The 19,356-nt window shown below is 39.7% G+C and carries 14 protein-coding genes and 1 pseudogene; 14 read left to right on the top strand and 1 reads right to left on the bottom strand.

The window, feature by feature from the left end; genetic code table 11:
* Positions 1–5 precede the first annotated feature (5 nt).
* The 3 genes from xylB to JYB65_RS05510 all read left to right on the top strand — a co-directional run bounded on the left by xylB (position 6) and on the right by JYB65_RS05510 (position 4,219).
* Positions 6–1,529 (top strand): xylulokinase, encoded by a 1,524-nt coding sequence (xylB, locus tag JYB65_RS05520; protein WP_206581589.1) that lies wholly within the window; start codon positions 6–8, stop codon positions 1,527–1,529.
* 263 nt (positions 1,530–1,792) lie between these two features.
* Positions 1,793–3,532, top strand: a complete 1,740-nt coding sequence (locus JYB65_RS05515; protein ID WP_206581588.1) for an ABC-F family ATP-binding cassette domain-containing protein — start codon at positions 1,793–1,795, stop codon at positions 3,530–3,532.
* A gap of 117 nt (positions 3,533–3,649) precedes the next feature.
* Positions 3,650–4,219 (top strand): ANTAR domain-containing response regulator, encoded by a 570-nt coding sequence (locus JYB65_RS05510; protein WP_206581587.1) that lies wholly within the window; start codon positions 3,650–3,652, stop codon positions 4,217–4,219.
* 55 nt (positions 4,220–4,274) lie between these two features.
* Here JYB65_RS05510 and JYB65_RS05505 read toward each other — a convergent pair whose 3' ends face one another.
* A complete protein-coding gene (locus JYB65_RS05505) occupies positions 4,275–6,359 on the bottom strand; it encodes a glutamine synthetase III family protein (protein WP_206581586.1) in 2,085 nt (694 codons plus the stop codon).
* Positions 6,360–7,242: 883 nt separating this feature from the next.
* On the opposite strand from JYB65_RS05505, the gene gatC reads away from it, so the two are divergent.
* The 11 genes and pseudogenes from gatC (at position 7,243) to JYB65_RS05455 (ending at position 19,284) form a co-directional block, all read left to right on the top strand.
* Complete coding sequence (gene gatC, locus JYB65_RS05500; RefSeq protein WP_206581585.1) at positions 7,243–7,530, top strand: Asp-tRNA(Asn)/Glu-tRNA(Gln) amidotransferase subunit GatC; 288 nt, start codon at positions 7,243–7,245, stop codon at positions 7,528–7,530.
* A 168-nt stretch (positions 7,531–7,698) separates the two neighbouring features.
* On the top strand, positions 7,699–9,147 hold the full coding sequence (gatA, locus tag JYB65_RS05495; RefSeq protein WP_245156609.1) for an Asp-tRNA(Asn)/Glu-tRNA(Gln) amidotransferase subunit GatA: 1,449 nt from the start codon (positions 7,699–7,701) through the stop codon (positions 9,145–9,147).
* Positions 9,147–10,556: pseudogene (gene gatB / locus JYB65_RS14910) on the top strand (Asp-tRNA(Asn)/Glu-tRNA(Gln) amidotransferase subunit GatB); the annotation flags it as partial. The gene gatA and the pseudogene gatB, both read left to right, overlap by 1 nt.
* A gap of 108 nt (positions 10,557–10,664) precedes the next feature.
* A complete protein-coding gene (gene aspS / locus JYB65_RS05490; protein ID WP_342366632.1) occupies positions 10,665–12,422 on the top strand; it encodes an aspartate--tRNA ligase in 1,758 nt (585 codons plus the stop codon).
* A 199-nt stretch (positions 12,423–12,621) separates the two neighbouring features.
* Positions 12,622–13,392 carry an RNA polymerase sporulation sigma factor SigG gene (gene sigG, locus JYB65_RS05485; protein ID WP_206581583.1) on the top strand — a complete coding sequence of 257 codons (771 nt, stop codon included), beginning with the start codon at positions 12,622–12,624 and terminating at the stop codon, positions 13,390–13,392.
* A gap of 249 nt (positions 13,393–13,641) precedes the next feature.
* Positions 13,642–14,733 carry a trigger factor gene (gene tig / locus JYB65_RS05480; RefSeq protein WP_206581582.1) on the top strand — a complete coding sequence of 364 codons (1,092 nt, stop codon included), beginning with the start codon at positions 13,642–13,644 and terminating at the stop codon, positions 14,731–14,733.
* A 121-nt stretch (positions 14,734–14,854) separates the two neighbouring features.
* Positions 14,855–15,103 carry a PRC-barrel domain-containing protein gene (locus JYB65_RS05475; protein WP_206581581.1) on the top strand — a complete coding sequence of 83 codons (249 nt, stop codon included), beginning with the start codon at positions 14,855–14,857 and terminating at the stop codon, positions 15,101–15,103.
* Between the two features lie 129 nt (positions 15,104–15,232).
* Positions 15,233–15,697 carry a transcriptional regulator NrdR gene (gene nrdR, locus JYB65_RS05470; RefSeq protein ID WP_206581580.1) on the top strand — a complete coding sequence of 155 codons (465 nt, stop codon included), beginning with the start codon at positions 15,233–15,235 and terminating at the stop codon, positions 15,695–15,697.
* A gap of 16 nt (positions 15,698–15,713) precedes the next feature.
* Positions 15,714–16,385, top strand: a complete 672-nt coding sequence (gene cmk / locus JYB65_RS05465; RefSeq protein WP_206581579.1) for a (d)CMP kinase — start codon at positions 15,714–15,716, stop codon at positions 16,383–16,385.
* Positions 16,372–17,613 carry a DUF1015 domain-containing protein gene (locus JYB65_RS05460; protein ID WP_206581578.1) on the top strand — a complete coding sequence of 414 codons (1,242 nt, stop codon included), beginning with the start codon at positions 16,372–16,374 and terminating at the stop codon, positions 17,611–17,613. Before cmk ends, JYB65_RS05460 begins: the two co-directional genes overlap by 14 nt.
* Before the next feature lie 66 nt (positions 17,614–17,679).
* Positions 17,680–19,284, top strand: a complete 1,605-nt coding sequence (locus tag JYB65_RS05455) for a peptidoglycan D,D-transpeptidase FtsI family protein (protein WP_206581577.1) — start codon at positions 17,680–17,682, stop codon at positions 19,282–19,284.
* The last annotated feature ends 72 nt before the right edge of the window (positions 19,285–19,356 follow it).

The following is a 19,356-nucleotide window of genomic DNA, read 5'->3' as shown; positions in this document are numbered from 1 at the left end:
CGCTGGTGGAATATTTATTGGGAATTGATATAGGGACTTCAGGAACAAAAACAGTACTCTTTGACAGAGATGCCAATACCATTTGTTCTAAGACATTTGAATATCCAATGTATCAAGAACAAAACGGATGGGCCGAACAAGACCCTTTGGATTGGTGGAATGCAACAGTTGAAGGGATTTATTATGTGATTTTAACCTCAAAAATCGATTCGAAGCAGATCAAGGGAATCGGACTTTCCGGCCAGATGCATGGTCTTGTCATGCTGGACAGCAACGGGAAGCCACTCCGTAAATCCATCATTTGGTGTGATCAGAGAACCGGAAAAGAAGTGGAGGACATGAATCGAATTCTGACTCCGCAAAAAATCATCGATATCACGGCAAATCCGGCATTGACAGGATTCACGGCTGCCAAAATTCTTTGGGTAAAAAAGAATGAGCCGGAAATATACAATAAATGTGCCCATATCCTTCTTCCGAAAGACTATATTCGTTACATGTTGACAGGCGAATTTGCTACAGAAGTCTCGGATGCATCCGGCATGCAGCTGATGAACGTGGCCAAAAGAGATTGGTCTGATGAAATTTTAGAACCGTTGGGGATTGAGAGAAGTCTGCTCGGAAAAATGTATGAATCTCCGGAGGTGACCGGAGAAGTGCATAGCAAGGCAGCTCTTGCAACCGGTCTTGCAGTGGGAACAATTGTAGTCGGCGGAGCCGGAGACAATCCGGCCGCTGCTATTGGAACGGGAATTGTTTCAGAGGGAAGTGCTTTCACAACCATCGGTACTTCCGGCGTAGTATATGCCATTTCCGACAAAGTTGCAATCGATAAGAAGGGGCGGGTTCACACCTTATGTGCATCTGTACCTGGTAAATGGACTGTGATGAGCTGTACACAGGCGGCAGGCTTATCCCTTCAATGGCTCCGAAACAATGTGTGTACAGACGAAGTACAGCTGGCTAAAGAACAAGGGGTAGACCCTTACGAATTGATGACCGCCATGGCTAAAGAAGCACCTATCGGGGCAGATAAGCTGATTTATCTTCCTTATTTGATGGGAGAGCGTTCACCGCATCCCGATCCGGATTGCCGGGGAACCTTCTTTGGATTGTCTGCGATTCATCAGAAAAAGAATTTGATTCGAGCTGTCATGGAAGGCATTTCCTATTCACAACTGGAATGTGTAGATGTATTCCGAGAAATGGGCGTACCCATCGGCGATATGATGATCTGCGGAGGCGGAGCCAGAAGTGAATTTTGGCGGCAGATGTTTGCGGATCTGTACGGCTGCCCGGTAAGCACCATTCAGGCGGAACAAGGCGGCGCATTGGGCGTTGCGATTTTGGCCGGAGTCGGAGCAGGAATCTATAAGGATTTAGAGGAGACTTGCAGCAAATTGATTGTAAAGAATCAAACGCATCAGCCGATTTGTGAAAATAACGAAGCCTATAAAAAATATTACGAATTATATAAAGAGCTATATGTGACCTTAGTGGATCAGTTTAAAAAGCTATCGTCCTTATAGGTTAAACATTTCCTTTTAAATACCCGCTTAGCTGGAGCTTGTGAGGGGTATTTTAGCGAAGAGCGTTCACAAAACAGATTACAATCCGAACCTTTCATATAGAATGATTGAAATTAGTCGTAAAAAGTGTTATACTATTAACGGTAAACTTAAAAGAATGTCTTTACTATATAAAATCAATTGTAAAATTGTGATTAGCGAGATAATATATTGAAGAGCTTATTTCCATAGGCTCTTTTTTAGTGATAAAGAAAGGTAATAATATGATAAAGGTTGACAACTTATCCTACTCATTTCCGCAAAAGGATCTGTATAAGAATATTTCATTTACATTAGAGGAGGGTCAACATTGTGCTTTTATAGGAACAAGTGGCAGTGGAAAAAGTACACTGATAGATATAATTATGGACCCAGATCGATATATGTTTGATGGAAAGTTAGAAATAAACTCCAATTGTAGAATTGGGTATGTAAGTCAGTTCTCGGAGCTAGACAAAATAAAAGAAGTCACAGTTTTCGACTATATAGGGGAAAAATTTATTAAGCTGCAAAATGAATTGACCTCTATTTGTACTGAAATGGAAACTTCTTCGGATCTGGATCCCTTACTGGAAAAGTACCAACAGGCTTTAGATGCATTTGATGCCATTGGTGGAGATAATTATGAAAGCAACATTAATAAAAAATTAAATTTAGCGAACCTAATCAAGCATGAAAATCGAAGGGTATCTGAACTTAGTGGCGGAGAATTCAAACTTATTCAAGTGATTAAGGAAATGCTGATTAGTCCAGATCTAATGATTATGGATGAACCCGATGTGTTTTTAGACTTTGAAAACCTTAATTCTCTTAAAAATCTAATTAATTCACATAGAGGAACAATGTTAGTTATTACACACAACAGATATCTATTGAATCATTGTTTTGATAAAATTGTGCACCTTGAAAACATGGAGCTCCAAGAGTTTGATGGAAGATATATGGATTATAACTTCTTCTTACTCCAATGTAAAATTGAATTGCAAGAACTAGCTATTACTGATAATGAAGAAATTGAGAGAAATGAAATCTTAATCAATAAATTAAGAACCATCGCAACGAGCAATTCGGAGGCGGCTAGGGGAAAAGCACTAAATGCTAGAGTTAAAATTCAAGAAAGATTAGAAGCACGTAGAATTAAAGCACCATTTGTAGCTATTAAACAACCGGATATCTGCTTGGTTACAGCTAATGAAATCGAAGAAACCATCGCTTTAAAAGTAAAGGATTACAGTCTCGCCTTTGATGATATGCTTCTGGAAAATGTCACTTTTGAGATTAAATCTAGCGATAAAGTAGCCCTTATCGGGCCAAATGGTACAGGGAAAACGACTTTACTTCGAGACATCTTTGAAAATAATCATGAATCCATTGAGATACATGAAGACGTTGAAGTGACTTATTTATCTCAGCTCCAAGGGGAAGGGTTAAATGAGTCTAATACGATACTTGAAGAATTCCTCATTGCTGGATTTAATACTTCTCAAGAGGTTCAATCCTATATTTCAAACTATGGATTTGAGGGAGAAGTCATTAATCAAAAGATAGAAGCTTTATCGGGGGGAGAAAAAAATATACTTCAATTGGCTAAAGTTTCTGCGAGTAGAGCAAACCTGTTGCTTCTTGATGAACCGACAAGTCATTTAGACACCTATTCGCAAATAGCATTGGAGAAAGCCATAGAAAACTATAAAGGTGCGATTCTCATGATTTCTCATGATTTCTATACGATAGCGAATTGTATGGATTTTGTTTTAATCATTAAAGATAAGACAATTAGAAAAATGAGTATGCAAAAATTTAAAAAGATGATTTATGCCAGTCATTTTGATAGAGACTATTTAGAAATGGAACAAAAGAAAAAATCAATTGAAACGAAAATAGAATTGGCCTTAAAAGATACGGATTTTGTGCTTGCAAAAGTTTTATCTGAAGAGTTAGAGGAGCTGATTAAGTTACTTTAAATTGTTAATAAGTGAATGAACGAAGATTAATAAAAATATTGCAAGTAGTAGATTTGTATGATAAAATATATGTTTATATAATGAAATATATTTCAATAAAGCACAGGAGAAACTCCCTTGAAAAAACTGTTGTTAGTGACCAAAAATGGTAAGAGTACGGACGCTCTTATGGAGTATATGAATCAGATTGAAGAATATACAGCAGAAGCAGTATATTCCGCTAAAGAAGCTCAAACTAAACTGCTGGAGGGCTTATTTGACTTGGTCATCATCAATAGCCCCTTGGAGGAGGAAGTTGGTGATAATTTAGCAATTTGTGCCGTAAATCATTCATCGGCAGGAGTTATTGTCTTGTTAAAAAATGAAGATATTGAACGGGTAGCCGAAAAAATGGAGCAATATGGAATCATCATCGTAAACAAGCCTGTGGTGAAAGCCATGCTGAGTCAAGCGATTAAATTCGCACAGCTTGCAAAGAACAGAATTACAACGCTTCAAGAGGAAAATTTAAAATTACAGAGTAAAATTGATGAAATGAAGCTGGTCAATCGTGCAAAGTGGGTATTGGTACAATACTTAAGCATGTCAGAAGAGCAGGCCCATAAATATATCGAGCACCAAGCAATGAATAGAAGAGTTTCCAAGAAGAAAATCGCAGAAAAAATATTAAAAACATACGACCATTAAACTAAAGGGTGTGTCTCATTTCGAGGCACACCCTATTTTAGAGGTTAATATTATATTAATAGAACAACAATTCTCCGTATGTAGGCATAGGCCAGTATTTGGATGCCGTCATGGTTTCCAGTTCATCTGTCAATGCACGGATTTCATTCATTGCCGGTAAAATCTTATCGCAGAAGAATCTTGCCGCAAGTTGAGTCTTTTCAATATTATTTACTTCAAGAAGTAAGCTATCCAATGCAGAGGCTTTGCTGTATAAGCCATCACATATTGCGGACAGATTTGAAATTAAGTTTTTTTCCATCTCACAAGCAATCGTCTCAGAAACACTTTTCTTGTTGATGACTAGTTCGGCTAAATCGTTTACATAGCAAGATACAGCCGGAAGAATATCCTTATTAACCATATCCAGCATGGTTAATGCTTCGATATTTACGAGTTTGCAATATTCGTCAAATAAGATTTCTTTTCTTGCTGTCACTTCTACCTCTGAAAAGATGCCCTGTCTCTTAAAGAGGTCTAGGTTCTTTTCACTCGTGAAAAGCGGAAAGGCATCTACGGCAGCCTTTAGATTTAAAAGACCTCTTCGTTCTGCTTCCTGTACCCATTCTTCGGAATAATTGTTCCCGTTAAATACGATTCGCTGATGGTTGATATATGTTTCCTTAATCAGATTCTTGACTGCTGCTTCTATGTCGTCTGCTTGTTCCAGTACATCTGCAAATCCCATAAGTGTATCGGCAGTGATGGTGTTTAACATATAGGAAGGACAGGATACGGATGTTGTAGAACCAGCCATTCTGAATTCAAACCGACTTCCCGTAAAAGCAAACGGAGATGTTCTGTTTCTGTCTGTTGTATCCTTTTTAAAATCAGGAAGAATGGAAAGTCCGATATCCATCCTTCGATCCCGATAAGGAACTTCTGTCTTCCCGTCTGCAAGAGCATCCAATACTTCCTTTAAATCTTCTCCTAAGAAAATCGATATAATGGCAGGAGGTGCTTCATTTCCGCCAAGACGGTGATCGTTGCTTGGACCGGAAACTGAAATTCGAAGTAAATCCTGATACTGGTCAACCGCTTTGATCACTGCGCATAAGAACAGTAAGAACTGCATATTTTCAATTGGATTTTTGCCGGGTTTCAATAAATTTTCTCCGCTGTCCGTGGCCAGTGACCAGTTGATATGCTTTCCGCTTCCGTTAATGCCAGCAAACGGCTTTTCGTGCAATAAACATGCTAAATCATATTTATTAGCAATTTTTTTCATCAATTCCATCATAAGCTGATTGTGATCGGATGCGATGTTCGCCGTAGTAAAGATCGGAGCCAGTTCGTGCTGTGCAGGAGCCACTTCGTTATGTTCTGTGTTAGCAAGAACACCAAGCTTCCACAGTTCTTCATCCAATTCTGCCATGAATTCATTTACCTTTGGCTTAATTGCACCAAAGTAGTGATCCTCTAATTCCTGTCTTTTCGGCGGCTTTGCCCCTAATAAAGTACGTCCGCAGTAAATCAAATCTTTACGCTTTTCATAAAGCTCTTTGGAGATTAAGAAATATTCTTGTTCCGGGCCAACCGTAGTGATCACCTTTTTAGCCGGATTGCCAAGTAAATTTAATACTCTGACCGCCTGCTTGTTAATCGCCTCCATGGAATGAAGCAACGGTGTTTTTTTATCCAGAGCTTCTCCGCCGTAGGAGCAGAAAGCAGTAGGGATACATAACGTATTTTCTTTTATAAATGCATAGGAGCTTGGGTCCCAGTTGGTATATCCTCTGGCTTCAAAGGTAGCCCGGATACCGCCGGAAGGGAAACTGGAAGCATCCGGTTCACCTTTGATTAATTCTTTGCCAGAAAAGTTCATCACTACTTCTCCGCCTTCGGTTGGGGAGATAAAGCTGTCGTGCTTTTCTGCCGTAATACCGGTCATTGGCTGGAACCAATGGGTAAAATGTGTAGCGCCTTTTTCTATGGCCCAATCCTTCATGGCACTTGCAATGACATTGGCCACTTCTACTGTAAGGGGAGCACTATCGTTTATATGAGCTTGAAGTGCTTTATAAGTATCCTTAGGCAGTTTTTCTCTCATGACTGCATCGTTAAATACCATGCTGCCGAAAATTTCTGAAATCTTTTTCATCTTTTTACCTCCCGATTTTCTTTGTGATTTATAAACATTGAAATAAATATCGTTCTGTTAGCAGTGCCGTTTTTTCATTGTAGCTAAAGCTACGAAAAAAAGGCAACGCCTTCGGCTCCTTCGCTCACGTTGTTCGCTACGCTGTCCGTTTTGCCTAGCCAAGCAAGCTTGGGGCAAAAAGGCAACGCCTTCGGCTCCTTCACTCACGTTGTTCGCTACGCTGTCCGTTTTGCCTAGCCAAGCAAGCTTGGGGCAAAAAGGCAACGCCCTTCGGCTCCTTCGCTCACGTTGTTCGCTACGCTGTCCGTTTTGCCTAGTCAAGCAAGCTTGGGGCAAAACGGCAACGCCCTTCGGCTCCGACTCGCTTTGCTCCCTGCTGTCCGTTTTTTCATTGTAGCTAAAGCTACGAAAAAAAAGGCACTACGAGTATATACTCATAGCGCCTTTGCTATATAATGACGAAAGTATACTAAACAATTAATTCCGTGTCAATACCCATTTTTAAATTTTTATATAAGAAAATCAGCAATTTTTATAAGAACAAATAAGGGGAAAATGGGTATATTTTGGATTTTTATGGATAAAACATTTTAGTATACCTCCGTTACATCCTTTTAAGAAATAATAAAAAAGACAAGGACACTATGATTTTTATTCAAAGCGCCCTTGCTTATTACAAAGTATATGAAATAAAACTGGATTTGTCAACAAAAATAATATAAATTATTTGTTTAAAATAACAAATAAGGACGGGCCACATCCAAAAACCTTGCAAAATTAAGCAAAAAGTGGTATCCTATAGTACATGTTTTTATGCTTTTATCGCAAAATAAAGGTAGTTTTACACACAAAAACAATGAATTCATAGAAAGAGGTCACGTTTATGAACATAACTGATAGCCTGATTGATTATATCGGCGATTTATCTAGACTCGAGCTCGGTGAAGAAGAAAAACAGAGAGCGAAAAAAGACTTAACTGATATATTAAATTACATGGATAAGCTCAATGAACTGGATACGAAGGGCATGAAAGAAATGTCACACCCATTTGAAAATAAGAATTGTTTTAGAGAAGATAATGTGACTAATGGTGACAGACGTGGAGAAGTACTGCAAAATGCACCCGAAAGCAAAGGCGATTATTTTAAGGTGCACAAGACAGTAGAATAGACAGAATTTCTCCCTGAATATAACGAGGATAATATATCCCTCACCTCGTTGAACGCACAGATGAAAGAAAAATTTCTACAGTCGAAATTTTTCTACAGAGGCGTTATAGAAACAATTATATTTTAGAAAAGGAAGGTGATGGCATTGTCAACTCAACCGTTGAAGGACATGTCTGCCATTGAAATTGGCAAACGAATTAAGTCCAAGGAATTAAGCTGTAAAGAAGTAACCGAATACTATTTAGGTGAAATAAATAATAACAATACAGACGTAAATGCGGTTATTACCGTGACTGAACATGAAGCAATACAATCTGCGGAAGCAGTTCAAAAGAAAATAGATAAAGGAGAAGAACTTTCTCCGCTTGCTGGCGTACCTGTTATCATCAAGGATAACATTTGTACAAAAGGCATCCGAACCACGGCAGGTTCAAAAATGCTGGAAAACTTTGTTCCAATATACAATGCAGGTGTAATGGAAAAGCTTAACGCAGCAGGAGCTGTTGTCATCGGAAAAGCAAATATGGATGAATTCGCTATGGGAGGTTCCACTGAAACGTCCCATTTTGGTGTTACAAAAAATCCATGGAATAAGGAATATGTGCCGGGCGGTTCTTCCGGCGGTTCAGCTGCTGCAGTAGCAGCAAACATGTCTCCTTATGCGTTGGGTTCCGATACAGGAGGTTCTATCAGGCAGCCTTGTGCATTCTGTAATTTAACAGGAATTAAACCAACCTACGGCAGTGTGTCCAGATACGGTTTAATGGCCTATGCATCCTCTTTGGATCAGATTGGCCCAGTGGGAAAAACAGTAGAAGATTGTGCAGAGGTGTTGTCTCTTATCTCTGGGTCCGACCGCAGAGACAGTACCTCAATCATGGACAAACCGTTTGATTTTACTAATTCTTATACACAGGACTTGAAAGGCTTACGAATCGGTATTCCGAAGAACTATTTTGGAGACGGATTAAATGGCGAAGTGAGAGAGAAAGTTCTTGCTGCTTCTCAAGTGTTAAAATCATTAGGAGCAGAATTGCATGAATTTGAAATGCCAGGTATTGAATATGCGGTACCGGCTTACTATATCGTTGCCTGTGCCGAAGCAAGCTCAAACCTTTCTCGTTATGATGGTATTAAATATGGCTACAGTTCAGCAGAAGCAAACGATTTGTTGGCCACTTACTATAAATCCAGAAGCGAGGGCTTCGGTTCCGAAGTGAAGAGAAGAATCATGCTGGGTTCTTTCGTGCTAAGCTCCGGCTATTTTGATGCGTATTATAAGAAGGCGTTACAGGTTCGAGGCATGATAAAAGAGTCATTCGATCAGGCCTTCCAAAAGTTTGATATGATTTTGAGCCCTGTAAGCCCGAATACAGCTTATAAAATCGGCGAACAGATTGATGATCCGATTGCCATGTATATGGCGGATATTTATACGGTATCCATTAATTTAGCGGGTGTTCCGGCTGTTGCATTGCCATGCGGTATTTCAGCTGAAAATAATATGCCAATCGGCATGCAGCTAATCGGAAATACGTTCTCCGAACCGACTTTGGTGAAGGCTGCGTATGCGTACCAGCAGGTAACCGATCATCATACGAAGGGAGGAATTCTGTAATGAACTATGAAATTGTCATGGGTCTTGAAGTCCATGTTGAATTAGCAACTAAAACAAAGATATTCTGCGGATGCAGCACTGAATTCGGCGGGGAACCCAATTCGCATGTTTGCCCGGTTTGTATGGGCTTGCCAGGTAGTTTGCCGGTATTAAATAAGGACGTGGTAAATCGTGCAATCAAAGCCGGCCTTGCTTTGAATTGTAATATTCAAAGAGAAAATCGATTTGATAGAAAAAATTACTTTTATCCGGACCTTCCAAAGGATTATCAGATTTCTCAGTTATATCATCCGATTTGCCGAAACGGCTATATGGATATTGTGGTTGGCGGAGAAATAAGCCGAATCACTCTCTGCGAAATCCATATGGAAGAAGATGCGGGCAAGCTGGTGCATGATGTATCCGGTACCCTTGTAGACTATAACAGATGCGGTGTACCGCTTATCGAAATCGTTACAAATCCTGATTTCAGAACACCCGAACAAGTAGTGACTTTCCTTGAAAATCTTCAGCAGATGCTGCGGTATTTAGGTGTTTCCGACTGTAAGATGCAGGAAGGTTCCATGAGAGCAGACGTGAACTTGTCTATCAGGCCGGAAGGCGCTGAACAGTATGGAACAAGAACAGAAATGAAGAATCTAAACTCCTTCAAAGCCATTCACAGAGCGATCTTATTTGAAAGCAAAAGACAGATTGACTTAATTGAAGCGGGCGGTAAGGTTACTCAGGAAACCAGAAGATGGGATGATGAAATCGGTGAAAGTTATAGCATGCGTTCCAAGGAAAATGCGCAGGACTATCGATATTTCCCAGATCCGGATTTATTGCCGGTATCTATTGATGAACTTTGGATTTCTGGGTTACAAGAAAAAATGATAGAATTACCTCTTGCGAAAAGAGAACGATACCAGAAAGAATACGGCTTATCCGAAGATATTGCGAAGACGATTATTGCGACCCAAGAAGTGGCATTATTATTTGAAAATACAACAGCCTTATCAAAGGATGCAAAGCTTTCCGCGAACTTTGTTACGGGAGATATCTTAAGACTATTAAAGGAAAGAGATGTTGCACCGGAAGATATTCAGGTGGACGCACAAAAATTAGCGGATATTGTGAAATTAACAGCAGAAGGCAAAATCAATCGAGCTGTAGCAAAACAGGTTATTGAAGAATTATTTGATAATAATATTGATCCAGTAAAATATGTGGAAGAAAAGGGTTTACTTGCTATCGAAGATATGGCTTTAATTGAAAAAGCTGTAACTGAGGCGATTGACGAAAATCCTAAATCTATCGAAGATTATCAGGCCGGAAAAGATAAAGCCTTTGGCTTCTTAGTAGGCCAGGCGATGAGAAAGCTTGCAGGAAAGGCAAGTCCTCAGACTGTAAATAAGCTGATTAAAGAACAATTAGAAAACATCAGTGCAGGATCACAGGCAGAAGCGGAAGCGCAGCAAGAAGAGAGAAAAGCGGCTGAAGCGAAAAAGTACGATGTAAAGGCATGGGATATTGCTATCGATGATGACAGTGAATTTGACGGATGCTACCGAACTGTAAATTGCAACCAGTTAACCGCTGCTGATGTAGATAAAGAAATTAAGATTGCCGGATGGGTGAGCACAATCCGAAACCACGGCGGTATTGCTTTCGTTGATTTAAGAGACCATTACGGTGTGACGCAGATTGTAGTAACCGAAAACATGGTAGAAAAACTCAACAAAGAAGTGGTTATTTCTGTCAGCGGTATCGTGCTTAAGAGAGATGCCGATACGGTAAATCCGAAGCTTGCAACCGGAGAAATCGAAGTAAAGGCGCTAGCTGTTCGAATTCTTGGAATGGCGAACAATAATCTACCGTTTGAAATTGATTCTTCTACCGATACCAGAGAAGATGTTCGATTAAAGTATCGATTCTTGGATTTAAGAAATCCGAAGGTTCATGAAAAGATTATATTCCGTTCAAAGATTATCCGATTCTTACGTGCAAGAATGGAAGAACAGGGATTCATGGAAATACAGACGCCGATTTTGGCAAACTCTTCACCGGAAGGGGCAAGAGATTATTTGGTACCGAGCAGAAAGCATAAAGGCTGCTTCTATGCGCTGCCGCAGGCTCCGCAGCAGTTTAAGCAAATGCTGATGGCTTCCGGATTTGACCGATATTTCCAGATCGCTCCGTGCTTTAGAGACGAAGATGCGAGAGCAGACCGTTCACCGGGAGAATTCTATCAGTTAGATTTTGAAATGGCGTTCGCTACACAAGAAGATGTATTTGCGGTAGCTGAAAAAGTACTGTATGCGACCTTTAAGGAATTTTCGCAGCTAGAAGTTTCCAAGCCGCCGTTTAGAAAGATTACCTTTGAAGAATCCATGCTGAAATATGGGAACGATAAACCGGATTTAAGAAATCCTTTACTCATTACAGATTTGAGTGATTTCTTTGAAGACGTTGATTTCGCACCGTTTAAGGGTAAGATTGTCCGAGCAATCCGTGTGCCGGGAAAGGCAAAAATGCCGAAGTCTTTCTTTGAGAAGATGGAAAGTTTTGCGAAGGGAATTGGTATGAAAGGCCTTGGCTATATCACAGTTAATGAAGATATGTCTTATAAGGGTCCTATCGATAAGTTCTTTACCGATGAACAGAAGAAAGCACTAGCAGTTCGTGAAGGATTACAGGCGGAAGACATTCTATACTTCATCAGCGACGAAAAGAATGTGGTTGCAAAATATGCGGGCCAGATTCGAACAGAACTCGCAAATCGGTTAGACTTAATTGACAAGAGCAGATTTGAATTCTGTTATATTACCGACTTCCCGATGTTTGAGTTCAATGAAGATCTGAATAAGATTGACTTCACGCATAATCCATTTTCCATGCCGCAGGGCGAAATGAAAGCATTGCTGGAAATGGATCCACTGGAGATCAAGGCTTACCAGTATGATATTGTTGTAAACGGCGTGGAATTATCCTCTGGTGCCGTTCGAAACCATCGGCCGGACGTGATGGTTAAAGCGTTTGAAATCGCAGGATATACGGAAGAAGATGTAAAGACAAAATTCGGAGCTCTTTACAAAGCATTCCAATTTGGCGCACCTCCTCATGCAGGTATGGCTCCGGGAGTAGACCGAATGGTCATGCTTCTTGCAGGAGAAGAAAATATCCGGGAAATCATCGCATTCCCACTGTCTCCAAACGGTCAAGACTTATTGTTTAATTCACCAAGCACAGTAGAAGAAGTTCAGCTGAGAGACGTGCATATTAAAATAAGATAAATTAAAACCTAGTTCTTTAAGTCCAAAAATGCGGACTTGACGGAACTAGGTTTTTTGTCGTAGATTTCTGCCAAATAGTTTCATGCATAGAGTATAAAATAGTCTCATTCTGCGCATAAATAATATAGGTCACAAAGCGCTTTTAAAAGCGAAAAAAGATTGCTAAAGGGGAGCAATGAGAATTCGGAGGACCTTATTTATGGCAAACAAGGTAGAGATCTGTGGCGTAAACACCGCAAAATTACCAGTTTACAAAGATGCAGAGATGATGAGAATGATAGAGGCTGTTAAAGGGGGAGATAAAGAGGTTAGAGAAGAATTCATAAAGGGGAATCTCAGGTTGGTACTTAGTGTAATACAGAGGTTCAACAATAGAGGAGAAAATCCAGATGACTTATTTCAGGTAGGGTGTATTGGATTAATTAAGGCGTTGGAGAACTTTGATACTAGCCACGGTGTGAAGTTTTCAACGTATGCAGTACCAATGATTATAGGGGAAATCAGAAGGTATCTGAGAGATAATAATCCGATCAGGGTATCCAGATCGCTCCGGGATACGGCTTATAAGGCCCTTCAGGCACGAGAAAAGTTAGCGAAGGAGCTTCAACGGGAACCGACCATAGCAGAAATTGCAAAGGAAACGGAGATGGAGCGGGCAGATGTCGTACTGGCATTAGAATCAATCCAAGAGCCGATCTCGCTATTTGAACCTGTATTTCATGATGACGGAGATGCCATTTATGTAATGGATCAAGTCAAAGATATGAAGAATACAGATACGCGGTGGATTGAAAATCTATCGTTATCTGAAGCAATGAAAAAATTATCCCCAAGAGAACGTCATATTTTAAAAATGAGATTCTTTGAAGGAAAAACGCAGATGGAAGTTGCAGAAGAAATTTCAATCAGTCAGGCCCAGGTAAGCAGGCTAGAGAAAAACGCATTGAAATACATGCGAAAATATGTTTAGATTTCTAAGATTTTCGGCCAATTTGTGATAATCGTAGTTACCATATAAAGATTTGAAGAGCTCGGTGTAATTACCGAGCTTTTTTCTTTATTTAGTAAGCTTTTTATGGTATAATGAACGCAATGCATTGAATACAGTGTTGCTGTAGGGAAGCGTTCATTGAATCATACTGCGACGCTGTTTGTATGATATAATGCTAAGATGTAGGCCGATATCGGTTAATAACAAAGGGATGGAGAATGCGAAAAAATGATAAAAACGAATAAAAAAATAGTATCTTTTATAATGATTCTTTGCTTGACACTGTCACTTGCTGCGTGCGGAAGCAAGAGTGAGGATAAAGAACCATATGATTATGATTTATCAGAATATGTAACCCTTGGTGATTATACAGGCATAAAAGTAACGGAAGAAGCCATTTCTGTTTCCGGCGATGACGTTAAAGCCGAGATTCAAAATAGACTTCAACAAGCCAGTACAACCACTGAAGATAAAGAGGGAACCGCTGCAGCAGGACAAACAGTCAATATCGCTTATGTCGGTAAAATTGACGGGAAGGAATTTGAAGGCGGAAGTACCACAGGAACCAATATTACTTTAGGGAGCAGCGGCTATATTGACGGCTTTGATGATGGCGTAATCGGTATGAAGGTAGGAGAAACCAAGACTCTTAATTTACAATTTCCAGAAGATTATTGGGGGAAAGAAGTAGCCGGCAAGCCTGTAGATTTTACCGTAACATTGAATTCTATAACCGTTAGCAACGTTCCGGAATACAACATAGATTTTGTAAAGGCGAACAGTAAATCCACGACACTAGAGGAATATGAGAAATCCGTAAAGGAAGACTTGCTTGCTCAGAAAGAAGCCAACGCAAAGCAGCAGATGCAAAACAGTGTTTGGAATACAGTTGTTGATAATGCAAAAGTATTAAAATATCCGGATAAAGAATTGAAGGATATTAAGGAGACCATTAAAACGCAATACGAGCCGTATGCAGAACAGTATGGTATGGAATATGCAGACTTTATGGAGCAAATGTTAGGGATGACGGAAGATGAATATGCGAAGACGATCGTGCATCAAGAAATGGTTATCTACTCCATAGCAAGAAAAGAAGGTATTACGATCAATGACAGTGAATATGACAAGCTTCTAAAGGATTACATGAAGGAGCAGAATATTACGAGCGATAAAGAATTTAAAGCGCAGTATGGCGCATCCTTCGAAGAATATGTAGGAAAGGCCAATCTGATGAAGAGCTTTATGATGGAAAAGGTTCTTGATTTCGTTGTGGATCAGTCCGTGAAAGTACCCGCGGAAGAAAGTGCTAAGGCATAAAAAGAATAAAAAACAAATCATCAGAGGGCAATGGTATAATTCCATTGCCCTTTTAATATATTGTACCATAGGACAGCTTATAAAGCTGGCAATACATTTCATGTGGAAGGGGAAACATAAGATGACAAGTACAGAAGAAATTAAAAACAAAGAGGTTATCAATATTTTTGACGGAAAAAGCTTAGGCTATGTCAGTGATATAGAAATTAATCTTGAAGAAGGAAGAATAGAGGGACTTGTTATTCCGTCACCGAAAAATTTCTTTAATATTTTTGGAAGAAGTGATGGAGACTATGTGGTAAAGTGGGAAAATATACGGACTATAGGTGACGATGTTATTTTAGTGGAAATTGAGGGAATTAGTGTATAAAAAAAGCCATTTTACGAAGAATTTCTTTTCAAAACACACAATATATAGTAGAATCATTGTATAGCGAAAACAGATTAGTAGAAGAAAGAGTGTTATATAGAATTACGAAAGATAGTAGGAGGTGGCATTATGAGATGTCCATTTTGTGAAAATCCAGATACAAAGGTAATCGATTCAAGACCTACTGAGGAAGGACATGCTATACGAAGAAGACGAGAATGCGATCAATGCAATAAACGATTTACGACCTATGAAAAAGTAGAAGAAATGTTGCTTATGGTTGTGAAAAAGGACGGTAGACGCGAAGCTTTTGATCGAAATAAGATTTTGAACGGGATTATTAAAGCTTGCGAAAAAAGACCGGTTCCTATGATTGAAATAGAAAAAGTTGTGAATGAAATCGAAAGAGGACTGAACAACATGATGGAAAAAGAAGTCCAAAGTGAATTTATCGGTGAGCTGATTATGGAACAGTTAAAAAAGCTGGACGAAGTGGCCTATGTGCGCTTTGCTTCGGTGTACAGGCAGTTTACCGATGTCAATACTTTTGTTGCAGAAATAGAAAAACTATTAGACAATGGAAAGAAGAAGTAAGAACCGGAGTAGAATGATGAAAGAAGAACAAATTTTTCAAATCGCTATTGATGGACCCAGCGGTGCGGGAAAGAGTACAATCGCACAACAAGTCGCTAAATTGCTGGGCATTGATTATATTGATACGGGCGCTATGTATCGGGCGATTGGATATAAAATTCTGGAGAGAAAAATTAATTTAGATCATACGGAGGAAGTGATTGACTTACTGGGCAAGACGGATATAGACTTTAGTAAAGGTAATATCATTCTGGATGGTGAGATTGTAAATGACCAAATCAGAACGCCCGAAGTAACAAAGATGGCTTCTATGTGTTCCGCATTGCCTGAAGTAAGGGCAATGCTTGTTGCTTTGCAGCGAAAAATGGGACAAGCGAAAAGTGTTGTAATGGATGGAAGGGATATCGGAACGAATGTGTTGACTGATGCGAGATATAAATTCTTTATGACTGCCTCTGCACAGGAAAGAGCAGAGAGGCGGTATGAGGAACTGGTCGCAAAAGGACAAAACGTGAACTTTGACGCTGTCTTAGCGGATATTATCAAGCGGGATCACGATGATTCCACGCGGGCATTAAACCCTTTAAAAAGAGCAGAAGATGCGATTGAACTGGATACAACAGGAATGAGTATTACAGAAGTCACAGAAAAAATAATTAAGGAGATAAGAAAAAATGGCAATTGTTAGACCTTTCAAAGCAATACGTCCGGATAAAAAATATGCGGACAAAGTAATTTCATTACCCTACGATGTAATGAACAGAGAAGAAGCAGCATATATGGCAGATGGAAATCCTTACAGCTTTTTGCACATCTGCAGAGCAGAAATCGATATGCCTGAACAGAAAAATCCATATGAGAAATCGGTTCATGAAAGAGCGAAGCAAAACATTATTCAAAACATAGAAGACGGGGTTTTTGTTGTTGAAGAAAAACCGGTGATGTATTTGTATAAACAAGTGATGAATGGAAGAACACAGGTTGGTATCGTAGGCTGCGTTTCCGTTGACGACTATCAAAATAATGTCATTAAAAAACATGAATTTACAAGAGTGGAAAAAGAAATCGACCGAATTAATCATTTTGATATTTGTGATGCCAATACCGAGCCGGTATTTTTAACGTATAGAGACAATAAGAAAATCAGAAGCATTGTAGAAGGTTGGATATCCAGTCATGAAATACTGTTTGACATCACTACTGAGGATGGAATTCAGCATACCTTATGGACGGTAGACGATGATTCCGTGATTAAGAATCTTTCGGAATTATTCGGTGAAATTCCGGCTTTATACATTGCAGACGGACATCACCGAAGTGCTTCCGCATGCAAAGTCGGCTTGAAAAGAAGAGAAGAAAATCCCAATTATACCGGTGAAGAAGAATTCAATTTCTTTATGGCTGTTATTTTCCCGGATAATGATTTAAGAATATTTGACTATAACAGAGTGGTTAAAGATTTATATGGAAACACAGCAGAAGAATTTTTAAAGAAGGTGGAAACGGCAGGATTTGAAATAAACGAAAAGGGAAGCGATGTTTTTGCACCGACAGGAAAACATATATTCGGCATGTTCCTAAACGATAAATGGTATGAATTACAAGCGAAGCCTGAAATCATCCCGGATCATGTGATTGATTCACTGGATGTTTCCATCTTGCAGAACAATGTGTTAAAACCGATTTTGGGCATAGAAGATCCAAGAACGGATAAAAGAATAGACTTTGTGGGAGGGATCAGAGGCTTAAAAGAACTCGAAAGAAGGGTAAAGACGGATATGCAGGTTGCATTTGCGGTCTATCCCGTGGAGATAGCTGATTTATTGGCAGTATCCGATAACGATATGGTAATGCCTCCTAAGTCCACATGGTTTGAACCTAAGTTAGGCAGCGGTTTATTTATACATAAACTGTAAAACAATATCCTGAAAGTATAAACACTCTTTATAAGGGGAAAACTCCCATTATAAGGGGTGTTTTTTATGAAGAAAAGAATGATGTTCATATGCATCGTATATGTGCTGCTATCTTTAGGACTGGCAGGTCGGCTAACCTACATTCAAATTATAGGTGGAGAAGAATTAAGTACGGCAGCTATCCGGCAACAAAAGATAAGCTTGAACGGAATCGATTTCAGAGGGACCATTTATGATCGCAATATGTCTCCTTTGACCAGCCAAAGCAAAGAATATATGGTGCTGCTCTTAAAAGAAAAATATGATTCAAAGGTTGCTACTGTTTTAAGTAAAATGGAAGCCCATAAATTGAGTGTAGATAACAGTAAATACTATGTATATGCAATCGATCATTATGATCGAGAAGCTTGGCAGGTGCTGGAAGATAAGTATAATGCCTATTCGTTGGAAATCAACAAACGGTATGATAACAACCAATTGGCGTCCCATCTTATTGGGTATATTAATCAGAAAGACGGCAACGGTGTTTCAGGTCTTGAATTGCTGTATAACAAAAAATTAGAAAATAATGACAGCAATTATTTTGCTATGGCAGATGCAAAAGGGTATTTGTTGTCTGGTATCGGACTTTCGACGTCTGTTAATCAGAACTACGGGGTTGTTACGACATTAGATAAGGAAATCCAAAAAAGTGTAGAAGAAGCGTTAAATAACAGTGATTATAATGGAGCAGTGGTCGTTCAATCTGTAAAAGACGGAAGTATATTAGCCTGTGCCAGTACGCCTGCTTTTGATCCGAATGAGATGAAACAATATATTAACAGCGATAATAAAGAGCTGATTGATAAAGTTTTTCAGGGGGAATATCCTCCCGGCTCTATTTTTAAAATCGTTGTGGCTGCTGCTGCTTTAGAAAAAGGCATTAAACCGGACATTATTCTGCATTGTGACGGGAAGAGAGAGGTAAATGGTGTAATCTTCGGCTGCTCGACGGGAGGAGAGGAAGGCCACGGAGATATTTCATTCACCGATGCCTTTGCTTACTCATGCAATAGTGCCTTTATTGAGCTTGGGGAGATGGTAGGGGCAGAAGACATATTGAAAATGGCGGAGAAAATGGGGTTGGGTGAGAATCCGATTAATGGGTTTCCGAATATTAAAAACGGTAATCTTCCCGCATTAAAGAATTGTCAGGGTGCAGGCATCGGAAATCTTTCCATTGGACAAGGAGAAACCTTGGTAACTCCGCTTCAAGTTGCTAGAATGGTAAATATTATAGCAAACGGCGGTGTGGATAAAGAGGTGAAAATTGTAGAAGAAGTACTGGGAGACCCAAGCGAAGAAACACAAAAATCTGCGATACAAAAGAAATCGGATGACCAGGATCATAGGGTGATCTCGAAGCAGACAGCAAGTCAGCTCACGAAGATGATGAAGGCGACGATGAAGTACGGAACGGGAAATAATGTATCGACGGAAGAAGAAACGGCAGGAAAAACCGGATCAGCTGAAGCATCGGATGCCGGACGATATATCGTCCATGGATGGTTTACCGGATTTTATCCGGCTTCCAACCCTAAATATACGATTGTAGTTTTTGCAGAGAACGGGAAATCAGGGCGAAAGTCTGCTGTCCCTATTTTTGATGAACTGACCCAGAAACTACCGTGATGTTTTCTGCTTGGCTGGGTAAAACGGACGGCAGGGAGTGGAGCCACCTTTTCCAAGCTTGCAAGTATGCAG

This window comes from Clostridium aminobutyricum (assembly GCF_017255415.1).
Classification (GTDB): Bacteria; Bacillota; Clostridia; order Peptostreptococcales; family Anaerovoracaceae; genus Aminipila; species Aminipila aminobutyrica.
The sequence above is the reverse complement of the archived record's forward strand: the minus strand, read 5'-3'. Positions and strand labels throughout refer to the sequence as shown.